Origin of the sequence: Qipengyuania profundimaris (assembly GCF_030717945.1) — a bacterium.
In the GTDB taxonomy this organism is placed as follows: Bacteria; Pseudomonadota; Alphaproteobacteria; order Sphingomonadales; family Sphingomonadaceae; genus Qipengyuania; species Qipengyuania profundimaris.
This window is the reverse complement of the sequence record NZ_JAVAIM010000001.1, coordinates 132753-158147: the sequence shown is the minus strand read 5'-3', so window position 1 is coordinate 158147 and position 25395 is coordinate 132753. Positions and strand designations below refer to the sequence as shown.

The following is a 25395-nucleotide window of genomic DNA, read 5'->3' as shown; positions in this document are numbered from 1 at the left end:
GCAAGGGGGCGTTGACCCGCTAGAGGCCCCTCCAAACCGGCTTGCCGGGGGCTTTCGCGCAGGTTTCTCGCAGACGTGCCAATAGCGCCCCTTCGCAGGGTCGGAAGCAATCGCAAACGCACTGTGCGGGCCACCCGCCGGTGCTTCGACAAGGCAGGCAAGGCATAGCGCTGATGGCAGACACGGCTGCAACCGCAACACCCGAAACCGCAGGCGAACCCGGCGACGGCATCCGCCGCCGCGATTTCATCGACATCGCTGCTGTGAGCGCCGCCGGCGTCGGCGGTCTGGCGGTGCTTTATCCGCTGATCAGCCAGATGGCGCCGTCGAAAGACGTGCTCGCCGCGAGCACGACCGAGGTCGACGTCTCGGCGATCCAGCCGGGGCAGGCGATCAAGGCCGTGTTCCGCAAACAGCCGCTATTCGTGCGCCGCCTGACGCCCGCCGAAGTCCAGGCAGCGAACGCCACGCCCGTGGGCGCGCTGCGCGATCCGCAGACGCTCGCCGAGCGTACGGAGGAAGGGCACGAGGACATGCTCGTGACCATGGGTGTGTGCACCCACCTCGGCTGCGTTCCGCTGGGTGCCGCCGAAGGCGAGGTCAAGGGCGAGTTCGGCGGATACTTCTGCCCCTGCCACGGATCGCACTACGACACTGCCGGACGCATTCGTAAGGGGCCGGCTCCGACCAATCTCGAAGTGCCGGAATACACCTTCACCTCCGACACCACCATCCAGGTCGGCTGAGCCAAGAGACGAGAGATACGATCATGAGCTTTCCCTGGGCCAAGGAATATACGCCGGCCAACGGCTTCACCAAGTTCCTCGACGAGAAGCTGCCGCTGCCGCGCCTTGTCTACAACGCCGTGGGTGCGGGCTATCCGGTGCCGCGCAATCTCAGCTATTTCTGGAATTTCGGCGTGCTCGCCGGCTTTTTCCTCGTGCTGCAGATCGTCACCGGCATCATCCTGGCGATGCATTATGCCGCGAACGCTCAGGTCGCCTTCGCGACGACCGAGCACATCATGCGCAACGTCAACTGGGGCTGGCTAATGCGCTATGCCCATGCCAACGGGGCGAGCTTCTTCTTCATCGTCGTCTACCTGCACATCTTCCGCGGCTTCTACTACAGTTCGTACAAAGCCCCCCGCGAAATGATCTGGCTGCTCGGCGTCACGATCTTCCTGCTGATGATGGCGACCGCATTCATGGGCTACGTCCTGCCCTGGGGCCAGATGAGCTTCTGGGGGGCAAAGGTCATCACCGGCCTGTTCGGAGCTATCCCGCTGGTGGGCGAGCCGATCCAGATCTGGCTGCTCGGCGGTTACGCGCCCGACAATGCCGCGCTCAATCGCTTCTTCAGCCTGCACTTCCTGCTGCCCTTCGTGATTGCAGGCTGTGTCATCCTGCACATCTGGGCGCTGCACATTCCGGGGTCCTCGAACCCGACCGGCGTCGAAATCAAGAGCGAGAGCGACACGCTACCCTTCCACCCGTATTATACGGTGAAGGACGGCTTCGGCCTCGGTGTCGCCCTGATCCTGTTCATGACCATGGTCTTCTTCCTCCCGAACGCGCTCGGTCACCCGGACAATTACATCGAAGCAAACCCGCTCTCGACCCCGGCGCATATCGTCCCGGAATGGTACTTCTGGCCGTTCTACGCGATCCTGCGCGCCTTCACGGTCGACTTCCTGTTCATTCCGGCGAAGCTGCTTGGCGTGATCGCGATGTTCGGCTCGATCCTGCTGTGGTTCATCCTGCCGTGGCTCGACCGGTCGCCGGTGCGCAGCGGCCACTATCGCCCGCTGTTCCGCAAGTTCTTCTGGTTCGGCCTGATCCCGGCGATGATCGTCCTGTTCATCTGCGGCGGTGCGCCGGCGGAAGAGCCCTATGTCATGCTCAGCCAGCTGGCGACGGCGTATTATTTCCTTCACTTCCTCGTGATCCTGCCGATCGTCGGCCAGATCGAGAAGCCCGAACCGCTGCCCTATTCCATCACCGAAGCCGTGCTGGGATCGGACAAGAAGGCAGTGCTCGGCGAAAACGCTTCGCCGGCCGTCTAAGCGAGTAACGAGAAAAGACATGACCAAGCTTCTCAGCATCCGCCTCGTTGCCATTCTCGCGGGGCTCGGCTTCGCCCTTGTCGCGCTCTATTCTTTCGTCGTTGGCGCTTTCGCCTTCCTGACCGAAGAGACGGCCCCGCACCTTCCCTACGAGGAACCGCGCGACTTCGCCTTTTCCTTCGACGGTCCTGCCGGCAAGTGGGACGTGCAGCAGCTGCAACGCGGCCTGAAGGTCTATGACGAGGTCTGTTCGGCCTGCCATAGCCTCAAATTTGTCGCGTTCCGCAACCTTTCGCAGATTGGTTACGATGAAGGCCAGGTGAAAGCTTATGCCGCCGCCAAGCAGGTCCCGGGAATCGATCCTGTGACTGGTGAGGCCACGACGCGTCCGGGCTTGCCGACCGACTATTTCCCGTCGCCCTATCCCAATGCGGTTGCCGCTGCAGCGGCGAATAACAACGCTATTCCGCCCGATCTCTCGCTGATCACCAAGGCGCGTGGAGATGGCACCAATTACGTCGCATCGCTGCTTTCGGGCTATCAGGAGCCGAGCGCAGAGCTCCTTGCCGAGCATCCAGAGGCCGCACCCGGCCCGGGCCTTTACCACAACCCGTATTTCCCGAATCTCAATCTAGCCATGGCGCCGCCGCTATCGATGGACGGGCAGGTGACCTATGACGACGGCACCGAAGCGACCATCGAGCAGATGTCGAAGGACGTCGCGGCCTTCCTGACGTGGACGGCTGAGCCTACGCTGGTGCAGCGCAAGCAGACCGGCTGGCCGGTGCTGATCTTCCTTCTGTTCGCCACTGTGCTGGCTTATCTGTCGAAGAACCAGATCTGGGCCGCGGTGAAGCCGAAGAAGAAGTAGGCCGACAAATCATCGCGAATATCGCAACAACGGGCGCCCCTCCATCCACCGGATGCGAGGGGCGCTTTCGGTTTTGGGAGAGAGCAGATGACTCCGACAGAGTTGAAAGCACTGGTGCGCACCATTCCGGATTTTCCCAAGCAGGGCATCCAGTTCCGCGACATAACGACCCTCATCGGCCACGGGCCGGGTTTTTCCGCGTCGGTAGACTGGCTGGCCGAACAGGTGGAGGGCAGCGAGGCGGTCGCGGGCATGGAGGCGCGAGGTTTTATTTTTGGCGCGGCAGTGGCAGCGCGCCTCGGCCTGCCCTTCCTGCCGATCCGCAAGCCCGGGAAACTTCCTTGCGAGGTTATCGGTGTCGATTACGAGCTCGAATACGGAATGGATCGGCTCGAACTCGATCCCCAATCTGTGAGCGACGGGCCATCCGTTGCGATTGTCGATGACCTCTTGGCGACCGGCGGGACTGCCCGGGCCGCGACGAAGCTTTTGCGCGAGGCGGGGGCTACGGTGACCACCGCGGCATTCGTGATCGATCTGCCCGATTTGGGCGGCAGCAGCAGACTGCTGGCAGAGAACGTGGCCGTCCGCGCCCTCATGGATTTCGAAGGCGACTAATCCTCGCTGGAAATTTGGAAATATCCTCGGCTTAGGGCATTGACGTAGGAACACACCTGCGAAGTCCTGTCGCAGGCTCAGCCATAAATGCGAGGGGCATGGAACAGACACTAGTCATTGCGATGGTCGGCATACTGGGCATTGGCGCCCAATGGCTTGCCTGGCGGACCGGCTGGCCGGCCATCGTCCTCATGCTCGCCGCAGGTTTTCTTGCCGGGCCGGTTTTGGGGGTATTCGATCCAGAACATGCTTTTGGCAGCCTGCTTGAACCGATGGTCGCTATCGGTGTCGCCCTCATCCTGTTCGAAGGCGGGCTGAGCCTCGATTTCCGAGAGCTCCGCCATACTGGCAGCGCCGTTATCCGGCTTGCGACAATCGGCGTCATTCTCGGCTGGCTCTTCGGCGCATTGGCCGGCATTTATATCGCCGGACTCGCTCCCGAAGTCGCAATCCTGTTCGGCGGTATCCTGGTGGTTACCGGCCCGACAGTGGTCATTCCGCTACTCCGGCAAAGTTCGATTAAGTCGCGCCCCGCATCGATCCTCAAATGGGAGGCGATCGTCAACGATCCCACCGGCGCGCTCTGTGCCGTGATCGCTTACGAATACTTCCGCAAGGTCGCCGAGTCGCCGGGCGCCAGCCTTTTCGAAGTCGTGCCGCCGCTCATCATCGCAGCCATCATCGCAGGGCTCATCGGCTATGTTGCGGCCGTAGCCATCGCCTGGGCCTTCCCGCGCGGGGCAGTTCCGGAATATCTCAAGGTGCCCGTGCTTCTGACCACGGTAATTTGCGTCTTCGTGATCTCGAACCTGATCGAGCATGAGGCCGGCCTCGTCGCCGTTACTGTCATGGGCGTTGCCCTGGCAAATATGAACGTCTCCAGCCTACGCAGCATTCATCCCTTCAAGGAAAATGTCGCGGTCCTGCTGGTGTCGGGCATATTCATCCTGCTCTCGGCCTCGCTGGAGCCGGCCGATGTCCGCTATTTCAACTGGTCGATCGGTCTGTTCCTGCTGGCGCTGCTCTTCGTCGTGCGCCCGGCGACGATCATTCTGAGCCTGCTCGGCAGCTCGATCCCCTGGAACGAGCGCCTCTTCCTCGCCTGGATCGCACCGCGCGGGATCGTGCTGGTCGCCATCTCCGGCCTGTTCGCGCTGCGCCTTTCTGAACTGGGCTTCAGCGACGGGAATTTGCTAATCGGGCTGAGTTTCGCCGTCGTCGTGGTAACAATCGTGGCGCATGGCTTCACCGTCGACATCGTTGCGCGATGGCTCAACGTGAAGGGAGCAAGCCGCCCCGGCATCCTGTTCGTCGGCAGCACGCCATGGACGATCGCGCTGGCCGAACAGATCCGCGATCTGAAGGCGCCGGTGCTGGTGGTCGACGCCAGCTGGCAGCGGCTGGGCCTCGCCCGCCAGAAAGGCCTGCCGTTCTATCACGGTGAAATCCTGAACGAGGCGACCGAGCACAATCTCGAGCTGGCACCTTACCAGAACCTCGTCGCGGCCACCGAGAACGAGGCGTACAACACGCTCGTTTGCAACGAATTCGCGCATGAAATCGGGCGCGACAAGGTCTTCCAGCTCGGCGAATCCGCCGACGAGGACGACAAGCACGCGCTCCCGATCGGTCTGCGCGGGCGCGCGCTGTTCGAATCCGGTTTCGGCGTCGAGGACGTAAACGAACGGCAGGCGCAGGGCTGGGTCTTCCGCAAGACCAAGTTGTCCGACGAATTCGATTTCGAGGCAGCTCAAGAGCGGTTGCCCGAAGCGGCCAATATGCTGCTGTTGATGCGGGAGAACGGGACGATCCGTTTCTTCACCCATGCCGCGCGCCCCGAACCGCGCGCCGGCGATACTATCATCAGTTTCTCCCCGCCGCAGGAGCGCAGCCCGGAGGGCGTCGCGGCGAAACGTGCAAGCAAGAAGAAGCCGCGTGAAGGTGGCAAGGAGGCACCGGCGTGAGGCCAATCATTACTCTTAAAGCAATGTTTTCGCTGGCCGCCGGCTCGGCTCTGCTTGTCGCGTGCGGCGACCGTGAAAGCGAACCGCCCCCGCCGCCGCAACCGAGCGACGAACCGCGCTCCATCTTTACCGATGGCGAAACCGGCGAGGGTGCCGAGTCAGCGCCGCTCATCGCCCCGCTCGAGACGACGATCGCCTTCCCGGACGGAGCCGAGCTGACCGAAGCGGCCCGGGCCGAACTCGCCACCATCCTTCGCTCGCCCCAGATCGCGCAAGGCGGGGAAATCGTCCTGCGCGGGCATTCGGACGCAGGTGGCAGCGACGAGGCGAACATGACTGCTTCGCAGGAGCGAGCCGAAGCGATTGCGGCGTTCCTGATCGATGGCGGTGTGGCTGAAGACCGGATCGAGATTATCGCGTTCGGCGAGCAGAATCCCGTAGCTCCGAACGCGCTGCCGGATGGAACTCCCAACGAAGAGGGGCGTCGCCGAAACCGGCGCGTCGAAATTTACGTCGCCGCGCCCGATGGCCAGGAAACGTCTGCCGCACCGGAAGAGCCGACTATTGCGGAATCGCTGGCCGGTGAACTGGAAGCCGAGACCGCCGAGGCGGACAACTCTCCACAATAGCAGTCCGACGAAGAAGCCTTGTTGACGAAAGGCCCGAAGCAGTGGCAAGGGCGCTGTTGTCGCACAGGTCATGCGCACCGAGGTCGGGCGGGTATAGCATAGTGGTAATGCTCCAGCCTTCCAAGCTGGCTAGAGGGGTTCGATTCCCCTTACCCGCTCCAAGTTCTCCTCATTCCACCGCCATATTGTCGATCAGTCGCGTGCCGCCGATACGGGCCGCGACGAACAGCCGGGCATTGCCATTGTCGCTGTCCAGCGGGCCCAGGCTCTCCGCATCGCGTAGCTCGGCATAGTCCACCGAATCGAAGCCGGATACGTTCAGCACTTCGCGCAGATTGCCGAGCGGTCTTTCGGGATCCCCACCCTCCGCCAAGACGGCAATCGCATCTCGCATCGCTCTGGGCAGGGCCGCAGCGGCCGCCCGCTGTTCCGCCGAAAGATAGGCATTGCGGCTGCTCATCGCGAGCCCGTCGCTCTCGCGTACGATGGCAACGCCATGAATCGCATCGACATGCGGGCGGACGAGGTCGAGGTCGCGCGCCATTCGCCGGATCACGGCCAGTTGCTGCCAATCTTTTTCGCCGAAGAACGCCATGTCGGGCCGGACTTGGTTGAACAGCTTGCAGACCACGGTCGCCACACCGTCGAAATGGCCCGGGCGGCTGCCACCGCACAGCCCTTCGCTGACGCCCGCCACCGAGATATTGGTCGCATAGCCCGGCGGATAGACTTCACTGGGAGGCGGCGCCCACAGCAGCGCCACGCCCTCGTGTTCGAGCAGTTCGGAATCCCGGGCGAGCTGGCGCGGATAGGCGTCCAGATCCTCGCCTTCGCCGAACTGCCGCGGATTGACGAAGATCGATACCGCCACATGGTCGGCTGCCGCTTTCGCCGCGCGCACCAGAGTGAGGTGGCCTTCGTGGAGCGCGCCCATCGTAGGCACCAGCGCCAGCGTGCCCTCGCTTCGCAGTGTATCGGTCGCGGGGCGTAGCTCGGCGAGCGTCGTGATGGTATCCAAGGCAATTTCTCCGGCGGATAGGCAGCGGATAAAGAAAGGGCGGCGCGACCGTAGCCGCACCGCCCCTCTATCGCGTGTTGGGCTATCGGACTAGCGGGCTTCCGGCGCCGCTGCGGCCGCATCTTCCGGCAAGCCGCCCAACTGGTAGACGAGGTCGCTATAGGCGTTGAGATAGGCGAGCACGATGATCTGTCCGATCGCCGTGTTCTCATAGCTGCCGAAGCCTCCCGCAGCCCCGCCGCCGCCACCAAACAGGCCGCCGCCGGCTGCCCAGCCGAGGTCCTTCTTACGGAAATAGCCTTCGACCAGCGCTTCCTCCACTGTGGTGCGCGCGTTGACGATCGAGAGCGTAACATTGGCCTCGCCCTTCTTGACTCGGATCCCACCGGCCAGCGCGCCTGCGGTGCGGCCGAATAGGCCGCCAACGACGCCGCCAAGCACGCCGCCGCCACCGCCGGAGTTCGAATTGGCCGAGACGATGTCGGGCTGGAGGAAGTAATCGGCTGCCTTCACCTGGCCGCGACCGAGGTTCGAGCCTTCCTGCAACTCGCCCTGGTCGGCCAGCGCTCGCTCCATCGCGCGGCTCTGCATGGACCGACCGCGATTGACGAGCGTGAAGCAGCCAGATCGCTGCACGAATACGCGGATGATCGCTTCGGGGCTGCCGAGATTGAACTCGCGCCACCATTGATTGTCGGGCTCGACGATTGCGACAGTGCCCAGGTTGCGCGTGCAACGCGGAATTTCCATCGTGGCGCGATCCTGCGCCTTGCGGCCGGACGAGCGGCCCTGCGCATTGACCGGCTCGGCTGCCATGCTGAAGGACGCGACCACGGCCAGCGCCGCCACTGCGAACTTGTTCATTGTAAGGTATCCCCCATTCCAACTTTACGGCAGCCGGCTCTTGCCGCGACCACCGATCCATTGCGCCCCTGATGCTCGAGATACGCCAGACTTATGCAGAAGGCTTGTATAGCAACGCCAAATCCCGATTATTCCTCGGTCGGCCAGCTTCGGTGCGTTGCGGCCCGGCGGCGGGTTGGATAGGGGAAAGGGCGATAACTCGTTTTACAGGTATTCTCGCTCGATGACGTCCGTCCCCCACCGTATTGTTTTCGCCAATGAAAAGGGCGGTACGGGTAAGTCGACGACCGCCGTCCATGTGGCTGTCGCACTGGCGTTTCGCGGGGCCCGCGTAGTCGCTTTCGATCTCGACCATCGCCAGCGCACCATGTGCCGCTATTTCGAGAACCGTGCCGACACGATGGCCCGGCGGGGCATCGAGTTGCCTACCGCCGAGTGCCATGTGGTGGACGGAATGGACGAGAGTCAGTTCGAGGCTTTCGTCGGCGAGCATTCCGACGGCGCCGACATCGTCGTCATCGACACGCCGGGGCGCGACGATCCGCTAGCGCGCCATGCCGCCACTACGGCCGACACGCTCGTAACCCCGATGAACGACAGCTTCGTCGATTTCGACCTCATCGGCCAGGTCGAGGGCGAAAGCTTCAAGGTCAAGAAACTGTCCTTCTATGCCGAGTTGATCTGGGAGGCGCGGATCAAGCGCAGCCGCGCAGGCCTCGAGCAGAACCGGCGCGAGATGGACTGGGTCGTCGTGCGCAACCGGACGGGCTATACCGAGGCGCGCAACATGGCGCGCATCGAACAGGCGCTGACCGAGATGTCGAAACGTGTGGGCTTCCGTGTCGCGAAAGGATTGTCCGAGCGCGTGATTTATCGCGAGCTGTTCCCCTCGGGTCTGACCTTGCTCGACAAAGGGCACCTCGGCGATCTCGGCACCAGTCACCTCGTCGCGCGACAGGAATTGCGCACGCTGATCGCGCATCTCCGCTTACCGGGCGCGTCCGGTGCCCAACCTGCCGAAAGCGCCGCCTGATGCTTCGCCTCATCGCCCTGGCCGTGCTCCTGTCGGTCGCCTGTCGGTGGATATTCGGGCGCTGGCCTTGGGAATATCTGCGGGCACGGGACACCCGCTCGCAGGCGTTGTTCAGGGCACGCAAATTGCTGGGCGTGCGCAAGGGGGCAAAGGCGCGCGACATCCGTGACGCCCACCGCCGAATGACTGCCATGATCCATCCGGATCGCGGCGGAACGAATGCCGCAATGCAGGACCTCAACGCCGCGCGCGACCTGCTTCTGGGCGACCTGCCCCACGAACCACCGGAGCGACCCGAATGAGCCACGACTTCGATCCCACCGTGCTGCGCGAATACGACATTCGCGGAATTATCGGCGAAACCCTTAGCCCGGATGATGCGCGCGCCATCGGGCGGACCTTCGGGTCGATGCTGCGCGAAGCGGGCGGCTCGCGCGTGGCAGTCGGCTACGACGGGCGCGTGTCCTCGCCGATCCTCGAACATGCTCTCGTCGAAGGGCTGACGGCGGCGGGCTGCGACGCGGTCCGCGTCGGCATGGGGCCGACCCCTATGCTATATTATGCCGAGGCATCAGACGATAAGATCGACGGCGGCATCCAGATTACCGGTAGCCATAATCCCGCCAATTACAATGGCTTCAAGATGGTATTCCAGGGGCGTCCGTTTTTCGGCGCGGACATTCAAGAATTGGGTCGCCGGTCTGCCGCCGGCGAATGGGCCGACGGGAGGGGCGAGGTCGAAACCCGAGATGTGATGGACGCCTATATCGCCAAGATGGTCGATGCGCTGGTCGATATCGACGGGACGGCGCTCGCAAAGCTGCGCGTCGGCTGGGACGCGGGCAACGGCGCGGCCGGTCCGGCGCTGGAGCAACTCGTCGAGCGGCTGCCGGGCGAGCATCACCTGCTGTTTACCGAAGTCGATGGCAATTTCCCCAATCATCATCCCGATCCGACGGTGGAGGCCAATCTCGAAGACCTGCGCACGCTTGTCGCGGAGAAATCGCTCGATTTCGGTATCGCTTTCGACGGGGACGGGGACAGGATCGGGGCGATCGACGGGCAGGGCCGGGTCATCTGGGGTGACCAGCTGCTGATGATCTATGCCGAGGACCTGCTGGCGCGCCGCGGTGATTCGCCCGTGATCATCGCCGATGTGAAGGCCAGCCGTGCGCTTTACGACCACGTCGCCGCCTGCGGTGGCAAGCCGCTGATGTGGAAGACCGGCCACTCGCTAATCAAGTCCAAGATGAAGGAAACGGGATCGCCGCTGGCGGGCGAAATGAGCGGCCACGTGTTCTTTGCCGACGAATATTATGGTTTCGACGATGCGCTCTATGCCGGGGTGCGGTTGCTCGCGGCGTCGGCGCGGCTCGGCAAGTCGGTCACCGATCTGCGCAGCGCGATGCCGGATATGATCAACACGCCCGAAATGCGCTTCCAGGTCGATGAGAGCCGTAAATTCGCCGCGATCGAGGAGGTCAAGGAGCGTCTGAAGGACAGCCCGGACGAGGTCGACGGCACCGATGGTGTGCGTGTGACCAATGACGATGGCTGGTGGCTGCTACGCGCTTCGAACACGCAGGACGTGCTTGTCGCCCGCGCTGAAAGCGAAACGCAGGCGGGGCTGACCCGCTTGATGGCCCAAATCGACGAGCAACTGGCGCTGAGCGGGCTGGAGCGCGGCGAAAGCGTGGGGCACTGATAGTCAACTAGGGGGATCGACGATGCGCAATGTTCTGAAAACGGCAACCTTCAGCCTGACTCTTGCCATGACGACACCGGCTTTGGCTCAGGACCAAGTCGAGGTTACGAGCGAGGTTCCGGCCGGCGATGGCATGGCCGAGTTCGCAAAGATGATGGGAGGTATTTTCCAGACCGAGCCACTGACTGCCGAGCAGGCGGCGCGGCTGCCGCAGGCCGAGGCACTGGTTGGCACCATGATGCCGGAAGGGTTCTATGGCACCATGATGAGCGACATGATGGACAAGATGTTGCGTCCGATGATGTCGATGTTCACTCAACCGAAATTCGTCCTCGCGGGCCGGCTGGAGATCGACGAAGAGCGGATTGAGGCGCTTGACGATGGCCAGCGTGCCGAGCTCGCCGGCCTGCTCGATCCCGGTTATGCCGAACGCGCCGATGCGATCATCACCGTGATGACCGACAAGATGGGCGGCGCCTTCTCCGTCATGGAAAAGCCGATGCGGGAAGGCTTGTCGAAGGCCTATGCGGTGCGGTTCGACGAGGACCAATTGGCTGACATTGCCACTTTCTTCGCGACGCCGACGGGGGAGATCTATGCGCGCGAGCAGATGGCGCTGTTCGCCGATCCACAGGTCATGCAATCGAGCATGCAGGCATTGCCCGCGATGATGGGCAGTTTTGGGGACATGGAGACCGCAATGACGGAGGCGATGGCGACATTGCCGGCAGAACGCAGCTATGCCGATCTTACCGACGCAGAGCGAGCGAGGATGGCCGGATTGCTGGGAGTTGATGCAGCGACATTGGAAGACGTGGTCAAGCCACCCAAACCGATGGATGAAGCCGACGGCGAACTGGAAGAACTGTAGGGGTACGGTGTCCGGGTAGCACTGGTGGTTTTGACAAGCTGTGGCTGAGTGGCCCTGGTCCGCACTTGGTATCGGAGAAACTTCCGACAAGGAGGCAATCCGCACAGCCTATGCGGCGCAAAAGGCCGAGCTCAACAAAGCGATGCAGATCTCGGCCTTCGCGCGCCTGACCGAGGCGCGCGAGAAGGCCCTGTTTCTGGCTTCCGAGATGCTCCGCGCGGCAGAGCGCGGGGATTGTGGCCCGGCAGGGCGACCGAGCGTTGTGGCGCCGCCGCCGATCGCGGATCTCGCACCGCCCCCAGTTCCGCCCGAGATCGCTCTGCCCGAAGCCGAGGAACTCGATGCGGAGGATTTCAGGCCCGCTCCGGTTGACGCGACGGCGCTGGAAACAGAGTCACCCGCTCGCGCTCCCGAAACAGGTTCGGGGCGTATCCCCCGACTGCCAGTGGCCGAGTATGTCGATCCCTCTTTCGAACAGGCCGGTCGGCTCGTCGTCGGGAGGCCGAAGGATGTGGCGCAGTCGAGCGGGGCTCCGTCGAAGGAGCGGACATCATCCGGTTGCGTAGTGCTCGTCCTCCTTCTTGTGGCGGTCTTCGCGTTCACCGAGTTCGCCGAATACGCTGCGGATCGATCCGATCCTTCGGAACGCGTCGTCCAGGATTTGCAGGACCGCGCGTCGTCGGAGGATCTAGCCGAGGCGGACCGGCTGCTGGCCGAGGCTCTCGGGGCGGATGCGACCGTGGCCTATGTCGGCGAGCGAGAGCCACGTCTGGTTGCCGGAGTGCTCGGTAATATCATGCGCGGCAACGACCCCCATTTCAGGCTGCGCGAAGATCTGAGGGTCGGGATCCTATCGGCGCGCGACATTGCCGATCGGGAAACACTGATCGCCATCGACAGGCTCTATCTCGACTGGCTTCGCGCAGCGCGGGACTCAGGCAATGGCAACTGCCGCGAGGTGCTCAGTCGCAGCTTTTTCGAAGGCATACCGCAGCTGTCGGGCGAGTCGGCCGTGCGCGAGCGGCAGGTGGCGCGAGACTTGCTCGATCGAGGCTGGCTGCGGCCGCAGCTTCAGGAGGAGGAAGGCTACACCATACCGGAAGACATTGCGGCTGCCGCCACTGCCGAGACAGGCCTGAGCGTCACCGAAATCGCTCGGGCCCTCGGCGACGAAACCCATCCTGCCGCCTGCGACGCGCGCATCGCAGTCGTCGAAGCGGCGCTGGCCGATCCGGAGGAAGCGCCGACTGCTTTGCTCCGCGCCATCTGACGGGAACGCTCGCCTTGCGCCAGCGCTCTATTCTGATGAAGCCCGGTGCCGTGCCTCCCGAAATCGCCGAATGGTTTGCGGCGCGTGACTGGCGCGTTCGGCGACATCAGGCGGAGATGCTCGGCGCCAGCGATGCGGGGCGGCATGCGCTGCTGGTGGCCGATACGGGGGCGGGCAAGACGCTGGCGGGCTTCCTGCCGACTCTTGCCGACTTCGCGTCTTCGCGGCTTGATGGCGCCGCGCCACCTGATGGTCTCCACACGCTCTATGTCTCGCCTCTCAAGGCGCTGGCGCATGACGTTCAGCGCAACCTGCTGACGCCGATCGAGGAGATCGGCCTGCCGATCCGCGTCGAAACCCGCAGCGGCGATACACCGTCGGGTCGCAAGAAACGCCAGCGGACGAAGCCGCCGCATGTGCTCCTGACCACGCCGGAAAGCCTGTCGCTGCTGCTCAGCTATCCCGATAGTTTCGAGCTGTTCGCCGGTCTCAAACGCATCGTAATCGACGAGGTGCATGCTTTCGCCACCGGCAAGCGCGGCGATCTTCTGGCGCTGGCCCTGTCGCGCTTGCAGGGGATTGCGCCGGACCTCCAGCGCGCCGCGCTATCGGCCACCGTCGCCGAACCGGAGAAATTTCGCGAATGGCTTGCGCCTTGGGGCGATATCGACACGGTCGAACTGGTCGAGGGCGAGGCCGGCGCGCCGGCGGAGGTCGAGATCCTGCTGCCCGACGAAGAGCGCGTGCCATGGGGCGGGCACGCCGCGACCTGGGCGATCCCGCAGCTCTACGAGCAGATCAAGACCAACCGTACCTCGCTGATCTTCACCAACACCCGCTTCCTTGCGGAATATATCTTCCAGCACCTATGGGACGTGAACGAGGACAACCTCCCCATCGGCGTCCATCACGGCTCCCTCTCGAAAGAGGCGCGGCGCAAGGTGGAGGGCGCGATGGCGCGCGGCGAATTGCGCGCGCTGGTGGCGACGGCCAGCCTCGACCTCGGGGTCGACTGGGGCGATATCGACCTCGTCGTGCAGATGGGCGCGCCGAAGGGCTCGAGCCGCCTGCTCCAGCGTATCGGCCGCGCGAATCACCGGCTGGACCAACCGAGCCGCGCGCTGCTGGTGCCGGGCAATCGCTTCGAATTTCTAGAGGCGACGGCAGCGCGCGAGGCGGTGGACGAGGGGCAGCGGGACGGCGAGGATTTTCGCCCCGGCGGGCTGGACGTGCTTGCCCAGCATGTGATGGCGTGCGCCTGCGCGGCGCCGTTCCATGAAGACGAATTGCTCGCTGAAATACGCTCCAGCCTTGCCTATGCCTGGGTCGACGAAGAGGCATGGCAGCGGGTGCTCTCCTTCGTCGAAACCGGCGGCTATTCGCTCAAGGCCTACGACAAGTTCAAGCGCATCTTGCGCGACAAGCAGGGCGTCTGGCGGCTCACCCATCCCGAACAGGCGCAGCGGCACCGGATGAACGCCGGGATCATCATCGACAGCGAGATGCTGGAGGTGCGGATCAACTCGGGGCGCGGGCGCGGCGGGCGCAGTCTCGGCAAGATCGAAGAGCGGTTCGCCGCCTCGCTGTCACCCGGCGACACCTTCGCCTTTGCCGGGATGAGCCTGGAGGTCGTCAAGCTGCAGGACATGGAAGTGCTGGTGAAGGCCGCGACGTCCAATGCGATGATCCCGAGCTATGGCGGCCAGCGCATGCCGTTGACAACGCACCTTGCCGAGCGGGTGCGCGAAATGCTGGTCGATCGCGCTGGCTGGGCGCGTTTCCCGGACGATGTGCGCGAATGGCTGGAGGTGCAGGACTGGCGCAGCCGGATGCCGGGGCCGGGCCAACTGCTGGTCGAAAGCTTCCCGCACGCCAAGCGCCACTACAGCGTCTATTATACGTTCGAGGGGTGGAACGCGAACCAGAGCCTCGGCATGCTGATAACCCGGCGCATGGAAGACATGGGGCTGCTACCGGGCGGCTTCGTGGCGAACGATTACTCGCTGGCGGTGTGGGGTTTGAAACCGGTAACCGACCCGGCGCCGCTGCTGTCGCCGGATATCCTGCAGGACGAATTCATCGATTGGGTGCAGAACTCGCACCTGTTGCGCCGTGCTTTCCGCGAGGTGGCGGTGATCGGCGGTTTGGTCGAACGGCAGCATCCGGGCAAGCGCAAGACCGGCAAGCAGGTCACCTTTTCGACCGACCTGATATACGACGTGCTGCGAAAATACGAGCCCGACCACGTGCTGCTGGAGGCCGCTTGGGCCGACGCGCGCACGAGGATGACCGATGTCGGGCGGTTGGGCGATTTGCTCGACCGTTCGGCCGAGCAACTGGTCCATGTCGAGCTCGACCGGGTTAGCCCGCTGGCGGTACCGGTGATGGTGATGATCGGGCGCGAGGCGACACCGCAGGGGGCGGTGGACGATGAACTTTTGTTAGAGGCAGAGAGCCTTGCCGGTGCGGCGATGCGGGTGGACGAGTTGCCTCAGCCATAGGGGAGGCATTCGACCGTTTCGGGAGAGACGAGGTTGTCGAAGGTTTCGGGCCTGTCGTAGCGCGCAAAGCGGGCATTTCCGGAGAAACGAAAGCATCGGTCGTTCAGCCCTGCGGCGGCGACAAGGCGGAGTATTTCGAGGACGCGCGGATAGGGAGTTTGCGCGTCGGGCGTCAGAAGGAGGCTATGCTGCAGCGGACGCATGGCGGACTGATCGAGAATGAAACGAAGCTGCGCATCGTTCACCGGAACCGAATTCCATCGGGCATTCCCGTTGGCGGCGATCACGATCCGGTCATAGCTCGGTGTCAGGACTTCTAAATAGCCGGGTGGATACGGAGCCGGCAGGTCCACCTTCAGGAAGTGCGTGGCGCGCGGCGACATTGCGAGCAGGGCCGCGATGAGCGCAAAGACGAAAAGCAGGATCGGCAGGCTGTCGGGCCTGCCGATCGGCTCGCCGTGGCAGTAGCGGCGGCGTGGCCGCCTGCACCGATCAGTCGGCACCGAGAGCGCGATACCGTTCATTGCCGACGAAGGCGAATTTTTCGATGCCCGAGTCCTTGATGAGCGCGATCGTGCGCGAGCTGCGATCGTAGCTGGCGCGGGGATCGGGATCGAAGCGGATCTGCGGTTGATCGGTGAGGGCTGCGGCTCCGGCAAGCTGGTTTAGGAGCTGCTGGCGATCGAGCGACTGCCCGTTCCAGTAGAGACGGTCGCGCGCATCGATATGGACCGTATTGATGGCTTCGGTCCTGAAGATGCCTTTGCCATTGGGCAGGGGGATGGCGAGCGCATGCGTTGCGATTGGGATCACGATGATGAACATGATCAACAGGACGAGCATAACATCGATCAACGGCGTGATGTTCATCTCGGACATTGGTTGCATCGGTGGTGTAGACGATCGGCTGCGATAGGACATAGAGCGCTCCTGTTCCGTTCGACCCCAGAATTAATGTTATAGCATAACGCAACTCAGCGATAAAGCGGTTCTCGCTGTGCAGAATGAGGCAGTGATACGCACAAATGGCAGAGGGCGGGGGATGTGGGCACCTTCTCCCACACCCCCTTGAGCATCGCTCATTACTGTTGGTAGCGGTCGTAGCGATCGCTCACCGAAGCCACGTTGCTACCGCCGACAGATTCGGCCCAGTCGTACCAGAGACCGCCGGCAAAGCCGCCGATCGCACCGCCCACAGCACCACCATAGGTTCCGCCGAATGCTGCGCCAGCTGCTATCGCCGCTTCTCGGGCGTAGTCGCCGCCACCGACGATTTCGATTTCCTGGAGTTCGAGAGTCTGCATTGGGTCATCCTTCCTGCTGTCTGCGCCAACTTTAGCGCCGAAAGATGGTGGAAGGATTAGACGGTGCGCGCGATAGGTCGGCCGGACTAGTTCGTTCGTCAGAGGGCAGGTGTCGCCCTGACCCTACTAAGTCCATCCGGCGCAGCTGACGAGAACGTCAGGCCAAAAAAAGGGGCGGATCGCTCCGCCCCTCTTGTGGTCTCATGCATTTGGTCCGGATCAACCGGCGGAGCCGAAGGTCCGGTACCGCTCGTTGCCGACGAAGCCGAACTTGGTCACGCCGCTGGCCTTGATGATCTGCAGCACGCGCGCTGCCAGATCGTAACTGGCGAGCGCTTCAGGCTCGAACTGCAGTTCGGGCTCGACGGCCATCTGCGTCGACTGGGCGAGGAGCGTGCGCAACTGGCCGTCGTTGATCGTATTGCCGTTCCACAGGATCTCGTCGGTCGCGGTGAGGACGAGCTTGTTCTTCTCCGGCTCGACGATCACGTCGGGCGGGGTCGGGCTCGGCGCCGGGAGGTCGATATTGACCGCGTGGGTCGCAACCGGGATCGTGATGATGAACATGATGAGGAGCACGAGCAGGACGTCGATCAACGGCGTCATGTTCATTTCCATCATCGGGGCGCCATCATCCTTGCCGCCTGACATTGCCATAGTGGGTTACTCCTAATTCTTCTCTGCCGGACCCGCGATTACGCGTTCGGGTCGACCGGGTTCGAGATGAAGCCGACGGTCGGATAACCGGCCGCCTGTACATTATAAATGGCGCCGGCCACGCAGGACCACGGCGCGTTCACATCGCCGCGGATATGCACCTGCGGGATGGCATCCGGATCGTCCATGATCGCTTCCGGGCCACCTGCGCGCTGCACGATTGCATCGAGACGTTCGAATGCCTGGTCGTACAGTTCTTCCGAGGTCACCGGCGAGATATTGTTGAAATACACGCGGCATTCGCCGTTCCGCGAGGCACCTTCGAAACCGGGTTCGCCCGCGCTGCGGCCTGAACTATCGGTGGTGCTGACGGTCAGAAGCAGATTCTCGACCTTGTCTTTCGATTCCACCGATTCGAAAACCGGGATCTCGAGCTTTTCGATCGTCTGGATCGCGACCGGGACCGCGATGAGGAAGATGATGAGAAGCACCAGCATCACGTCCACGAGCGGCGTGGTGTTGATGTCCGACATCGGCGTATTAGCGCCCCCTCCTGTCGAAATCGCCATGGTTTAAATCCTATCGTTCTAGCTTGGGTTCACTCGACGGATGGGCGGGGTCGCCTCGCGCCCCGCCCGATGCCGAATTACTTCTTGATCGCGCCGGTGGTGCCTGGGTTGGTCGTGGCAGGCTTCGCACCAGCGGTCGTGGTCGTCTTGGTTGCCGACGCAGCCTTGGCGGTTGAAGGGCGAGCCGCAGCAGTCGTGGTCACCGGCTTGACGGTACCGTTCGAGTTGATGTTCGCCAGCAGGTCGGTCGAGAAGCCGTTGAGCATCTCGGCGATCCGGCGGTTGCGGCTCTGCAGCCAGTTATAGGCGAACACGGCGGGAACCGCGACCAGCAGGCCGATGGCGGTCATGATCAGCGCCTCGCCGACGGGGCCGGCAACCTTGTCGATCGAGGCCGACCCGGCGATGCCGATGTTGATCAGCGCGCGGTAGATCCCGATCACGGTGCCGAGCAAGCCGACGAACGGTGCAGTCGCGCCGACGGTGGCGAGGAACGGCAGGCCGCTGGCGAGCTTCGCGTTGATCGCGTCTTCCGAACGTGCGAGCGAGCCGTGCATCCAGTCGTGCGCTTCGAGCTTGTCGGTCATCTTCGAGTGCTGGTCTTCAGCCATCAGGGCATCGTCGACCAGCTGGCGCCAGGCGCTGTTCTTTTCCAGCTTGGCCGCGCCTTCCTTGAGGCTGTTCTGCTTCCAGAACTGGTTACGCACGGCACCGTACTGGTTCATCACCTTGCGCTGTTCGAACAGCTTGGTGAACAGAATGTAGAACGAGCCGACCGACATGATGACCATGACGCCGAGGATGAACCAGGCGACGAAGCCGCCCTGTTCCATTGCCTCGAGAAAGCCGAAGGAGTTCTGCGGGGCCGCTTCGCCGGCGGCAGCAAGGAATTGAAAGGTCATAGCGAGTAGTCCTCTTGAGTAATTGGGTTCCGCCGCGGACGACGGGAAAGCCTAGTTGAGCTGGTAGACGATCGTCGTCCGATAGGTATCCGTGATCGGGTTGCCCGCCCGGTCGAGTGCCGGGTTGAACCGCGCATAGCGGGTCATACCGTCGCAGGCGGCCGAATCGAGATCGCTCGATCCGCTCGAACTGGTGACGGAACAGCTGGCTACGCGGCCATCGGTTCCGACCGTCACCGAAACGCCGACATTGCCCTCGGTGCCTTCGCGTTCCGCACGGCGCGGATAGTTCGACTGGATGCGGCGCGCCCAGCCGGCCTGACCACGGGGCGTAGCGCCCTGGGCCTTGGACGGAGGAGGCGGAGCCGGCGGCGGCGGCGGCGGAGCCGGCGGCGCAGGCGGCGGGATGCGCAGCGCAGGCGGGGCCGGCGGCGGGATCGTCTGCTGCGTACGGATCGGCGGCGGTGCCGGCGCGATACTGATCGGCGGCGGGGGCGCCACCGGCGGCGGCGGTGCCGTATCGGGCTCAGGTGGCGGCGGAGGCTCATCCTCCGGCTCGGGCGGCGGCGGCTCCTCGATATCGATCGTGGTCACGCGCTCCACCACCTGCTGCACCGCATTGTATGCGAGGCCGGTGATGAGAGCGTAACCGAGAGCGATATGGATGAGAGCAACGATGATAATCGCGACAATGCGATTGCCGCTCATCTCCTGGTCAGCATATGCCATTCGGTCGCTTCACTCCATCGGTCATCCCGGTGCGAGGCCGGGATTGAGAGGCTTAATGCGGGGGTGCAACATGCATGCGACCCGCTGCCTCGTTTTTCATTCAGAACATCTAATGGACCCTGAGGTCCATAGCGATGCAGAAGACCCGAAGTTCCTCAAAGAACCCCAAGACCTCTCCCCCAAGCAACAATGTATCATCGCTTGGGCCCGCCAACCCCTTACCCACGATGCCCGCGCACCGCAAACGCTTTGTCGGTTAAGGACCGATTCAGTGCGTTACCCCGAACCTGTCAGGGAACCTCGGGCCCTCGCCTGCCATTGACCGAATCGCCCGCCCGAACAATTGGCATTCCCCCAGCTGGAAACATCATGATCCGATCTACCTTATTTACCCCGATAGCGCTCGCTGCCGCTTTGGCAGTAACCCCGCTTGCTGCGCAGGAACCTGCGCCGCAAACGCAGCTGACCTACGCTGACATTGTGGATCTGGCGGACAAGTCGCCCTTGGTCCTTCGTGCCAAAATCCGCGATCAGGCGACGGTCGAGCCGGAGCGCTCGCCGGGCCTCGCCCCGGGCCATGTCCGGCTTTACATCGAAGCGGAGACTACAGCCCTGATCGCCGGGAATGTTCCGGTTGGCGAATCGCTGCGCTACCTCGTCGATCTTCCGCTGGACGAGAAAGGCAAGGCCCCGAAACTGAAGAAGCAGGACGTCGTCCTGTTCGCGCACACCGTGCCCGGCCGACCAGCCGAAATCCAGCTGGTCGAGGCCGATGCTCAGTTCCCCTATAGTGACGCGTTTGCCGACAGCCTGCGGTCGGTTCTGGCTTCGTTGCTTGCGCCAAACGCCCCGCCACGCGTTACCGGCGTGCGTGATGCGCTCGCAGTCGAAGGGACGCTGGTCGGCGAATCCGAAACCCAGCTGTTCCTCGATACCGAGAACGACGGGCCGGTTTCCGTGACCGTCGTGCGGCGGCCGAACCAGGCACCGCGCTGGGGTGTTTCATGGACCGAAATCGTCGACCAGGCCGCCCGTCCGCCGCGCCGGGACACGCTCGAATGGTATCGCCTCGCCTGCTTCCTGCCGTCGGAGTTGCCGGGAGAGGCCAATATCTCGCGCGATCCGCGTGCCCGTGAGTTGGCCGAACAGGACTACGCGCTGGTTATCGAGCAATTGGGCGCCTGCCCGCGCACCCGCTCACCAAGTTGAGGGCCGAAAGCTTCGCCTTGGCGCGGGGCAAGACAAACTGGTTCCAAAGCACCCCGGCGCTGCGCTAGTCGGCAGCGCATGATCTTCTACTCATATATCCCCCTCCTGACTGTGACTCACTCGAGCCATGGCTGAGCCGCTGCGCCTTGCGATCGCCGGTCTCGGTACGGTCGGCACCGGCGTCATTCGCCTGCTCGAAGCCAATCGCGAGGTCGTGGAGCGCCGTGCGGGCCGCGCGATCGAAGTAGTCGCAGTCAATGCGCGCGAACGGGGCAAGGATCGCGGCGTCGACCTTTCCCGCTTCGCCTGGGTCGACGACATGCAGGCCATGGCGACCCGCGCGGATGTCGATGTCGTGGTCGAGCTGGTCGGCGGATCGGACGGACCGGCGCTGACGCTCGCCCGCTCCGCACTCGATGCGGGCAAGGGCTTCGTCACCGCGAACAAGGCGATGGTGGCGCATCACGGGATGGAGCTGGCCGAACTGGCCGCGATCAAATCCGCGCCCTTCGCTTTCGAGGCGGCGGTCGCCGGTGGCATTCCGGTGGTGAAGGGCCTGCGCGAAGGAACGGCCGCCAATGCGCTCACTCGCATCTACGGCATCCTCAATGGCACCTGCAATTACATCCTGTCGGAGATGGAGCGGACCGGTGCCGATTTCGGCGAGATGCTGAGTGCGGCACAGGAAAAGGGCTATGCCGAGGCCGATCCGACCTTCGACATCGAGGGCGTGGACGCCGCCCACAAGCTGGCGATCCTCGCCGCAATCGGCTTCGGCACGCGCATCGATTTCGAAGCGGTGCGGTGCAGTGGCATCACCCAAGTCAGCGCTACCGATATCGCGCAGGCCGATGCGCTCGGTTATGTCGTGCGGCTCGTTGGGATCGCCAGTATGGAGAACGGCGACGAGGCGACCGGACGGTTGCTGCAGCGCGTGCGCCCGTGCCTCGTCCCCTTCCGCCACCCGCTTGCCGCAGTGACCGGACCGACCAATGCCGTCGTGGCAGAGGGCGATTTCTCCGGGCGCCTGCTGTTTCAGGGCGCGGGCGCGGGCGACAAGCCGACGGCCAGCGCCGTCGTCGCCGACCTGATCGACATCGCGCGCGGGCAGGCCGGAGCTCCTTTCTCGGTGCCGGTGAACCAGCTCGCTACAGCAGAGCAGGGCGATCCCGGCGAGCGCATGGGGCGCGACTATATCCGCTTTACTGTGGCCGACCGGCCGGGCGTGCTTGCGGAAATCACGGCCGCGATGCGGGATGCGGGGGTCTCGATCGAAAGCCTCATCCAGCGCGGTCGCGATCGCGACGGCGGCGAGGTGCAGGTCGCAATGGTGACGCATGAGGGGCCGGAACGCTGCGTGACCGCCGCGCTCGAATTGCTCGAAGGATCGCCTAGTCTTGCGGCGGATCCTCTGGTGATGCCGATTCTGGGGAACTGACCTCGTCGGTGTCCGGCTGCGGCAGGCCGAGTTGCTCGGCGCGAGCTCTCGCTGCGGCTTCAGGCGTCGCAACGTCGCGCCCCAGCGGCGGCAACCCCCGCGCAATACGATCGGCGTCAGATCCTGGCGGCGCGTCCGGCAGGCTCTCGAAGTCGATGATGTAGGCCGGCGAGGGCGGGCATGGCGGAATGAAGCAGCCCCGGGCTGCGACCACGCCGTGATCGGGTATGCCGAAGACATCGGGCGCGCTTGGGTTGCCCTTGTTCATCGTCTCACGGGCGTAGCGACGTTCGGCCCGCTCCTTGTCGTAGCCATACTCATCGAGGTCGCTGCGACGGCGGCAGACGATGATCTCGCCGGACAGAAGCGCAGCTTCCTGCTCCTCGCTACAGTTCTCGAGCGGCTCGTCCGCCTCGCGCGCTGCGGCAAGCAAATCGATCCGTTCGGGAGGCGAGCCTTGCTGCGGTGGCAGCGCCTCTTCACTGTCTTGCGCCACGAGCGGTGTGGCCATGAGGAAAGCCAAGGTGGAGGCGATGCACATGCCCCTCATTGCCGCAACTCTCCTTTTGCGATCCGGTCCGCGTCCGATCCTTCCGGTGCTTCGGGCAGGGAGTCGAAATCGACGAGGACCGGGCGGTCTCCCGCGGTTCCCAACTCGGGGCACAACGTCAAGAGGCTCGGTCGGCAGGGAGGTGGTTTGAAATCGGGGGCCAAGCCGAGGCCGCGATCCATGGTCTCTTCTGCATAGCGTTTGCGCGCCTCGCCCGGCGGGCTGAGCCGATATCGGTCATTCTCCGACCGGTCGCCGCAGACCACGATTTCGCCGGAGATAAGCGCCGCTTCCTGTTTGCGTTGGCAGTCGCGTTCGTCTGCCGAGAGGCTTTCCGATTGCGTGCCCTGCGCAAGGGCGGGTCCGGGAGCGAATGCGACCAGGACCGGGGTCAGCACGACCAGTCGTCTCGACAATGCATGGCTCCCTGTCTATCGGGCGCTCGCGCATACGATTGCATGATCGAAGCTCCACCCGACTTCCGGGTCCGATACACCTATCAGGGACTGAACCGCTTATGAATTCGCCTGCCGACAACCCGCTCGACCGCATCCTCGTGCTTGAAATGGTCCGCGTCACCGAAGCGGCTGCGGTCGCGGCTTCCAAGCTGATCGGTCGCGGCGACGAGAAGGCCGCCGACGCCGCCGCCGTCGAGGCGATGCGCAAGGCGTTCGACACGCTCTATATGGACGGCACCGTCGTGATCGGCGAGGGCGAACGCGACGAAGCGCCGATGCTGTATATCGGTGAAAAGGTCGGCGGCGCGCCGGGCAAGGGCCCGAAAATCGACATCGCGCTCGATCCGCTCGAAGGCACCACGATCACCGCCAAGGCCGGCCCGAATTCGCTGGCCGTTCTGGCCGCCAGCGCCGAGGGCTGCCTGCTCAACGCGCCCGATGTATACATGGACAAGATCGCGGTCGGGCCGGGCTATCCCGACGGCATTATCGACCTCGCCAAGACCCCGACCGAGAACGTCACGGCGGTGGCCGACGCCAAGGGCGTGAAGCCTGCCGACATCATCGTCTGTGTGCTCGACCGGCCGCGTCATGCGGACCTGATCGCGGAACTGCGCGGGATCGGCTGCGGTGTCGTTCTGATAGGCGACGGCGACGTGGCGGGCGTGATCGCCGTGACCGACGAGGACACCACGATAGACATGTACATGGGACAAGGCGGCGCGCCCGAGGGCGTGCTGGCAGCGGCCGCGCTGCGCTGCGTCGGCGGGCAGTTCAACGGTCGCCTCGTCTTCCGCAACGAGGACGAGAAGGCTCGCGCCCGCAAATGGGGCATCGAGGATTTCGACCGCATCTACACGCGCGACGATCTGGTGAAGGGTGACTGCATCTTCGCCGCGACCGGCGTGACCAGCGGCAGCCTGCTCGAAGGGGTGAAGTACCGCCGGGGCGGCACGATGACGACCGAAAGCGTGGTGATGCGCGCCAGCAGCGGCACAGTTCGCTGGATCAAGGGCGAGCACAAGGTAGGGTAGTTGGCTGCGTGCGGAAAGCGCATCCGCGCTTTCCGCACGCAACAAAAATCCCCCACACAGCCAACCCGCTCCTCTTCAAAACCCTCTATCCCATGTTGCAATCCCATGACGTGTCGCTAGGCGAGTGGCACTGCCAGCCGACGGGGATTCGCCAGCAATGAAGATCATGGCCGCCAACTCGAACCTGCCGCTCGCCCGCGCGATCGCAGCCTACCTCGAGATGCCGCTCGTCGATGCGCAAGTGCGCCGTTTTGCGGACGAGGAAATCTTCGTCGAAATCCACGAGAACGTGCGCGGCGAGGATGTCTTCGTCGTCCAGTCGACCAGCTATCCGGCGAACGACAATCTCATGGAACTGCTGATCTGCATCGACGCGCTGAAGCGCGCCTCGGCGCGGCGGATCACGGCGGTGGTGCCCTATTTCGGCTATGCGCGGCAGGACCGGAAGCCCGGCCCGCGCACACCGATTTCGGCCAAGTTAGTGGCGAATTTGATTACCGAGGCCGGGGCCGACCGCGTCCTTTCGGTCGATCTGCATGCGGGTCAGATCCAGGGTTTCTTCGATATTCCGACCGATAACCTCTACGCCGCGCCCGTCATGGCTGCCGATATTCAAGCGCGTTACGGCGACCAGGCGCTGATGGTGGTCTCTCCCGACGTTGGCGGCGTGGTGCGCGCCCGGGCGCTCGCCAAGCGGCTCGATAATGCGCCGCTCGCCATCGTCGACAAGCGCCGCGACCGCCCCGGCGAGAGCGAGGTGATGAACATCATCGGCGATGTGAAGGGCAACCACTGCATCCTGATCGACGACATCATCGACTCGGGCGGCACACTCTGCAACGCCGCACAGGCCCTGCTCGACCAGGGGGCCAGCTCGGTCGCGGCCTATATCACGCACGGCGTCCTCTCGGGCGGAGCGGTGGCGCGGGTCGACGGCTCGGCGCTGAAGGAACTGGTCATCACCGACACGATCCGGGCGACCGATGCGGCGCAGGATTCCAGCCGCATCCGCATCCTCACCATCGCGCCGCTGATCGGCGAGGCGGTGCGCCGCATCGCCGACGAAAGCTCGGTCAGCTCGCTGTTCGACTGACGCCGAACGCGCTGCTTGACCGCTGCGGCGGGCATTGCAAAGG

The 25395-nt window shown here is 63.9% G+C and carries 27 protein-coding genes and 1 tRNA gene; 17 read left to right on the top strand and 11 right to left on the bottom strand.

The genetic code is table 11. The features are described 5' to 3' along the window. Window positions 1-173 precede the first annotated feature (173 nt). The 7 genes from petA to Q9K02_RS00765 all read left to right on the top strand — a co-directional run bounded on the left by petA (window position 174) and on the right by Q9K02_RS00765 (window position 6308). A complete protein-coding gene (petA, locus tag Q9K02_RS00795; RefSeq protein WP_305931162.1) occupies window positions 174-746 on the top strand; it encodes a ubiquinol-cytochrome c reductase iron-sulfur subunit in 573 nt (190 codons plus the stop codon). Between the two features lie 23 nt (window positions 747-769). Next, window positions 770-2065, top strand: a complete 1296-nt coding sequence (locus Q9K02_RS00790; protein WP_278329508.1) for a cytochrome b — start codon at window positions 770-772, stop codon at window positions 2063-2065. 19 nt (window positions 2066-2084) lie between these two features. Then, a complete protein-coding gene (locus Q9K02_RS00785) occupies window positions 2085-2936 on the top strand; it encodes a cytochrome c1 (RefSeq protein WP_305931161.1) in 852 nt (283 codons plus the stop codon). A gap of 87 nt (window positions 2937-3023) precedes the next feature. Beyond that, complete coding sequence (locus tag Q9K02_RS00780) at window positions 3024-3554, top strand: adenine phosphoribosyltransferase (protein WP_305931160.1); 531 nt, start codon at window positions 3024-3026, stop codon at window positions 3552-3554. A gap of 98 nt (window positions 3555-3652) precedes the next feature. Beyond that, on the top strand, window positions 3653-5518 hold the full coding sequence (locus Q9K02_RS00775; protein WP_305931159.1) for a cation:proton antiporter: 1866 nt from the start codon (window positions 3653-3655) through the stop codon (window positions 5516-5518). Further along, window positions 5515-6147: an OmpA family protein gene (locus tag Q9K02_RS00770; RefSeq protein WP_305931158.1), complete on the top strand. Its 633-nt coding sequence runs from the start codon at window positions 5515-5517 to the stop codon at window positions 6145-6147. The genes Q9K02_RS00775 and Q9K02_RS00770 overlap by 4 nt, the downstream gene beginning before the upstream one ends. 87 nt (window positions 6148-6234) lie before the next feature. Further along, a tRNA-Gly gene (locus Q9K02_RS00765) sits at window positions 6235-6308 on the top strand. An 8-nt stretch (window positions 6309-6316) separates the two neighbouring features. On the opposite strand, the gene panC is transcribed toward Q9K02_RS00765, so the two are convergent. Both panC and Q9K02_RS00755 read right to left on the bottom strand, forming a co-directional pair. Further along, window positions 6317-7165, bottom strand: coding sequence for a pantoate--beta-alanine ligase (panC, locus tag Q9K02_RS00760; RefSeq protein WP_305931157.1), 849 nt, complete (start codon window positions 7163-7165; stop codon window positions 6317-6319). A gap of 90 nt (window positions 7166-7255) precedes the next feature. Then, window positions 7256-8029, bottom strand: coding sequence for a CsgG/HfaB family protein (locus tag Q9K02_RS00755; RefSeq protein WP_278329515.1), 774 nt, complete (start codon window positions 8027-8029; stop codon window positions 7256-7258). Window positions 8030-8252: 223 nt separating this feature from the next. Here Q9K02_RS00755 and Q9K02_RS00750 point away from each other — a divergent pair, with 223 nt between their 5' ends. From Q9K02_RS00750 to Q9K02_RS00725, 6 genes are read left to right on the top strand one after another with little or no spacing between them, the layout of a single operon-like run. Then, window positions 8253-9062, top strand: a complete 810-nt coding sequence (locus Q9K02_RS00750) for a division plane positioning ATPase MipZ (RefSeq protein WP_305931156.1) — start codon at window positions 8253-8255, stop codon at window positions 9060-9062. Beyond that, window positions 9062-9364 carry a J domain-containing protein gene (locus Q9K02_RS00745; protein ID WP_305931155.1) on the top strand — a complete coding sequence of 101 codons (303 nt, stop codon included), beginning with the start codon at window positions 9062-9064 and terminating at the stop codon, window positions 9362-9364. The genes Q9K02_RS00750 and Q9K02_RS00745 overlap by 1 nt, the downstream gene beginning before the upstream one ends. Further along, on the top strand, window positions 9361-10767 hold the full coding sequence (pgmG, locus tag Q9K02_RS00740) for a phosphoglucomutase/phosphomannomutase PgmG (RefSeq protein WP_305931154.1): 1407 nt from the start codon (window positions 9361-9363) through the stop codon (window positions 10765-10767). The genes Q9K02_RS00745 and pgmG overlap by 4 nt, the downstream gene beginning before the upstream one ends. A 22-nt stretch (window positions 10768-10789) precedes the next feature. Further along, window positions 10790-11638: a DUF2059 domain-containing protein gene (locus Q9K02_RS00735; RefSeq protein WP_305931153.1), complete on the top strand. Its 849-nt coding sequence runs from the start codon at window positions 10790-10792 to the stop codon at window positions 11636-11638. A gap of 40 nt (window positions 11639-11678) precedes the next feature. Beyond that, window positions 11679-12908 carry a hypothetical protein gene (locus Q9K02_RS00730; protein ID WP_305931152.1) on the top strand — a complete coding sequence of 410 codons (1230 nt, stop codon included), beginning with the start codon at window positions 11679-11681 and terminating at the stop codon, window positions 12906-12908. Window positions 12909-12943: 35 nt separating this feature from the next. Next, the gene (locus Q9K02_RS00725) at window positions 12944-15409 is read left to right on the top strand and encodes a ligase-associated DNA damage response DEXH box helicase (protein WP_305931151.1); all 2466 of its coding nucleotides are present in this window, start codon (window positions 12944-12946) and stop codon (window positions 15407-15409) included. On the opposite strand, the gene Q9K02_RS00720 is transcribed toward Q9K02_RS00725, so the two are convergent. The 7 genes from Q9K02_RS00720 to Q9K02_RS00690 all read right to left on the bottom strand — a co-directional run bounded on the left by Q9K02_RS00720 (window position 15400) and on the right by Q9K02_RS00690 (window position 19570). Then, window positions 15400-15933, bottom strand: a complete 534-nt coding sequence (locus Q9K02_RS00720; protein ID WP_305931150.1) for an ExbD/TolR family protein — start codon at window positions 15931-15933, stop codon at window positions 15400-15402. The genes Q9K02_RS00725 and Q9K02_RS00720 overlap by 10 nt on opposite strands. Continuing rightward, a complete protein-coding gene (locus Q9K02_RS00715; protein WP_305931149.1) occupies window positions 15902-16288 on the bottom strand; it encodes an ExbD/TolR family protein in 387 nt (128 codons plus the stop codon). The genes Q9K02_RS00720 and Q9K02_RS00715 overlap by 32 nt, the downstream gene beginning before the upstream one ends. A gap of 203 nt (window positions 16289-16491) precedes the next feature. Continuing rightward, window positions 16492-16713, bottom strand: a complete 222-nt coding sequence (locus Q9K02_RS00710; protein ID WP_305931148.1) for a colicin V family bacteriocin — start codon at window positions 16711-16713, stop codon at window positions 16492-16494. Window positions 16714-16932: 219 nt separating this feature from the next. Further along, the gene (locus Q9K02_RS00705; RefSeq protein ID WP_278329523.1) at window positions 16933-17370 is read right to left on the bottom strand and encodes an ExbD/TolR family protein; all 438 of its coding nucleotides are present in this window, start codon (window positions 17368-17370) and stop codon (window positions 16933-16935) included. Window positions 17371-17408: 38 nt separating this feature from the next. Next, entirely contained in the window at window positions 17409-17939 is a 531-nt protein-coding gene (locus Q9K02_RS00700) for an ExbD/TolR family protein (RefSeq protein WP_305931147.1), read from the bottom strand. 77 nt (window positions 17940-18016) lie between these two features. Beyond that, the gene (locus Q9K02_RS00695) at window positions 18017-18841 is read right to left on the bottom strand and encodes a MotA/TolQ/ExbB proton channel family protein (RefSeq protein ID WP_305931146.1); all 825 of its coding nucleotides are present in this window, start codon (window positions 18839-18841) and stop codon (window positions 18017-18019) included. Between the two features lie 51 nt (window positions 18842-18892). Next, window positions 18893-19570, bottom strand: a complete 678-nt coding sequence (locus tag Q9K02_RS00690; protein ID WP_278329526.1) for a TonB family protein — start codon at window positions 19568-19570, stop codon at window positions 18893-18895. A 369-nt stretch (window positions 19571-19939) separates the two neighbouring features. Between Q9K02_RS00690 and Q9K02_RS00685 the strand changes: the two genes are divergently transcribed. Beyond that, window positions 19940-20779, top strand: a complete 840-nt coding sequence (locus Q9K02_RS00685; protein ID WP_305931145.1) for a hypothetical protein — start codon at window positions 19940-19942, stop codon at window positions 20777-20779. 127 nt (window positions 20780-20906) lie between these two features. Then, the gene (locus Q9K02_RS00680) at window positions 20907-22217 is read left to right on the top strand and encodes a homoserine dehydrogenase (RefSeq protein ID WP_305931144.1); all 1311 of its coding nucleotides are present in this window, start codon (window positions 20907-20909) and stop codon (window positions 22215-22217) included. Here Q9K02_RS00680 and Q9K02_RS00675 read toward each other — a convergent pair. Both Q9K02_RS00675 and Q9K02_RS00670 read right to left on the bottom strand, forming a co-directional pair. Beyond that, a complete protein-coding gene (locus Q9K02_RS00675) occupies window positions 22171-22767 on the bottom strand; it encodes a hypothetical protein (protein WP_305931143.1) in 597 nt (198 codons plus the stop codon). The two genes, Q9K02_RS00680 and Q9K02_RS00675, sit on opposite strands and share 47 nt — an antisense overlap. Beyond that, the gene (locus Q9K02_RS00670; protein WP_305931142.1) at window positions 22764-23183 is read right to left on the bottom strand and encodes a hypothetical protein; all 420 of its coding nucleotides are present in this window, start codon (window positions 23181-23183) and stop codon (window positions 22764-22766) included. Before Q9K02_RS00670 ends, Q9K02_RS00675 begins: the two co-directional genes overlap by 4 nt. A 101-nt stretch (window positions 23184-23284) precedes the next feature. Between Q9K02_RS00670 and glpX the strand changes: the two genes are divergently transcribed. Together glpX and Q9K02_RS00660 are read left to right on the top strand one after the other, a co-directional pair. Further along, window positions 23285-24259 carry a class II fructose-bisphosphatase gene (gene glpX / locus Q9K02_RS00665; RefSeq protein ID WP_305931141.1) on the top strand — a complete coding sequence of 325 codons (975 nt, stop codon included), beginning with the start codon at window positions 23285-23287 and terminating at the stop codon, window positions 24257-24259. Between the two features lie 157 nt (window positions 24260-24416). After that, complete coding sequence (locus Q9K02_RS00660) at window positions 24417-25352, top strand: ribose-phosphate pyrophosphokinase (protein WP_305931140.1); 936 nt, start codon at window positions 24417-24419, stop codon at window positions 25350-25352. Window positions 25353-25395: the final 43 nt, after the last annotated feature.

Coding starts and splice junctions, on each gene's coding strand:
- Q9K02_RS00685 (WP_305931145.1), top strand. CDS start 19,940: ATGATCCGATCTACCTTATTTACCCCGATAGCGCTCGCTGCCGCTTTG.
- Q9K02_RS00745 (WP_305931155.1), top strand. CDS start 9,062: ATGCTTCGCCTCATCGCCCTGGCCGTGCTCCTGTCGGTCGCCTGTCGG.
- Q9K02_RS00725 (WP_305931151.1), top strand. CDS start 12,944: ATGAAGCCCGGTGCCGTGCCTCCCGAAATCGCCGAATGGTTTGCGGCG.
- Q9K02_RS00675 (WP_305931143.1), bottom strand. CDS start 22,767: ATGAGGGGCATGTGCATCGCCTCCACCTTGGCTTTCCTCATGGCCACA.
- glpX (WP_305931141.1), top strand. CDS start 23,285: ATGAATTCGCCTGCCGACAACCCGCTCGACCGCATCCTCGTGCTTGAA.
- Q9K02_RS00720 (WP_305931150.1), bottom strand. CDS start 15,933: ATGAACGGTATCGCGCTCTCGGTGCCGACTGATCGGTGCAGGCGGCCA.
- petA (WP_305931162.1), top strand. CDS start 174: ATGGCAGACACGGCTGCAACCGCAACACCCGAAACCGCAGGCGAACCC.
- Q9K02_RS00705 (WP_278329523.1), bottom strand. CDS start 17,370: ATGGCAATGTCAGGCGGCAAGGATGATGGCGCCCCGATGATGGAAATG.
- pgmG (WP_305931154.1), top strand. CDS start 9,361: ATGAGCCACGACTTCGATCCCACCGTGCTGCGCGAATACGACATTCGC.
- Q9K02_RS00775 (WP_305931159.1), top strand. CDS start 3,653: ATGGAACAGACACTAGTCATTGCGATGGTCGGCATACTGGGCATTGGC.
- Q9K02_RS00750 (WP_305931156.1), top strand. CDS start 8,253: ATGACGTCCGTCCCCCACCGTATTGTTTTCGCCAATGAAAAGGGCGGT.
- Q9K02_RS00780 (WP_305931160.1), top strand. CDS start 3,024: ATGACTCCGACAGAGTTGAAAGCACTGGTGCGCACCATTCCGGATTTT.
- Q9K02_RS00680 (WP_305931144.1), top strand. CDS start 20,907: ATGGCTGAGCCGCTGCGCCTTGCGATCGCCGGTCTCGGTACGGTCGGC.
- Q9K02_RS00790 (WP_278329508.1), top strand. CDS start 770: ATGAGCTTTCCCTGGGCCAAGGAATATACGCCGGCCAACGGCTTCACC.
- Q9K02_RS00700 (WP_305931147.1), bottom strand. CDS start 17,939: ATGGCGATTTCGACAGGAGGGGGCGCTAATACGCCGATGTCGGACATC.
- Q9K02_RS00710 (WP_305931148.1), bottom strand. CDS start 16,713: ATGCAGACTCTCGAACTCCAGGAAATCGAAATCGTCGGTGGCGGCGAC.
- Q9K02_RS00690 (WP_278329526.1), bottom strand. CDS start 19,570: ATGGCATATGCTGACCAGGAGATGAGCGGCAATCGCATTGTCGCGATT.
- Q9K02_RS00660 (WP_305931140.1), top strand. CDS start 24,417: ATGAAGATCATGGCCGCCAACTCGAACCTGCCGCTCGCCCGCGCGATC.
- Q9K02_RS00755 (WP_278329515.1), bottom strand. CDS start 8,029: ATGAACAAGTTCGCAGTGGCGGCGCTGGCCGTGGTCGCGTCCTTCAGC.
- Q9K02_RS00695 (WP_305931146.1), bottom strand. CDS start 18,841: ATGACCTTTCAATTCCTTGCTGCCGCCGGCGAAGCGGCCCCGCAGAAC.
- Q9K02_RS00735 (WP_305931153.1), top strand. CDS start 10,790: ATGCGCAATGTTCTGAAAACGGCAACCTTCAGCCTGACTCTTGCCATG.
- Q9K02_RS00715 (WP_305931149.1), bottom strand. CDS start 16,288: ATGTCCGAGATGAACATCACGCCGTTGATCGATGTTATGCTCGTCCTG.
- Q9K02_RS00785 (WP_305931161.1), top strand. CDS start 2,085: ATGACCAAGCTTCTCAGCATCCGCCTCGTTGCCATTCTCGCGGGGCTC.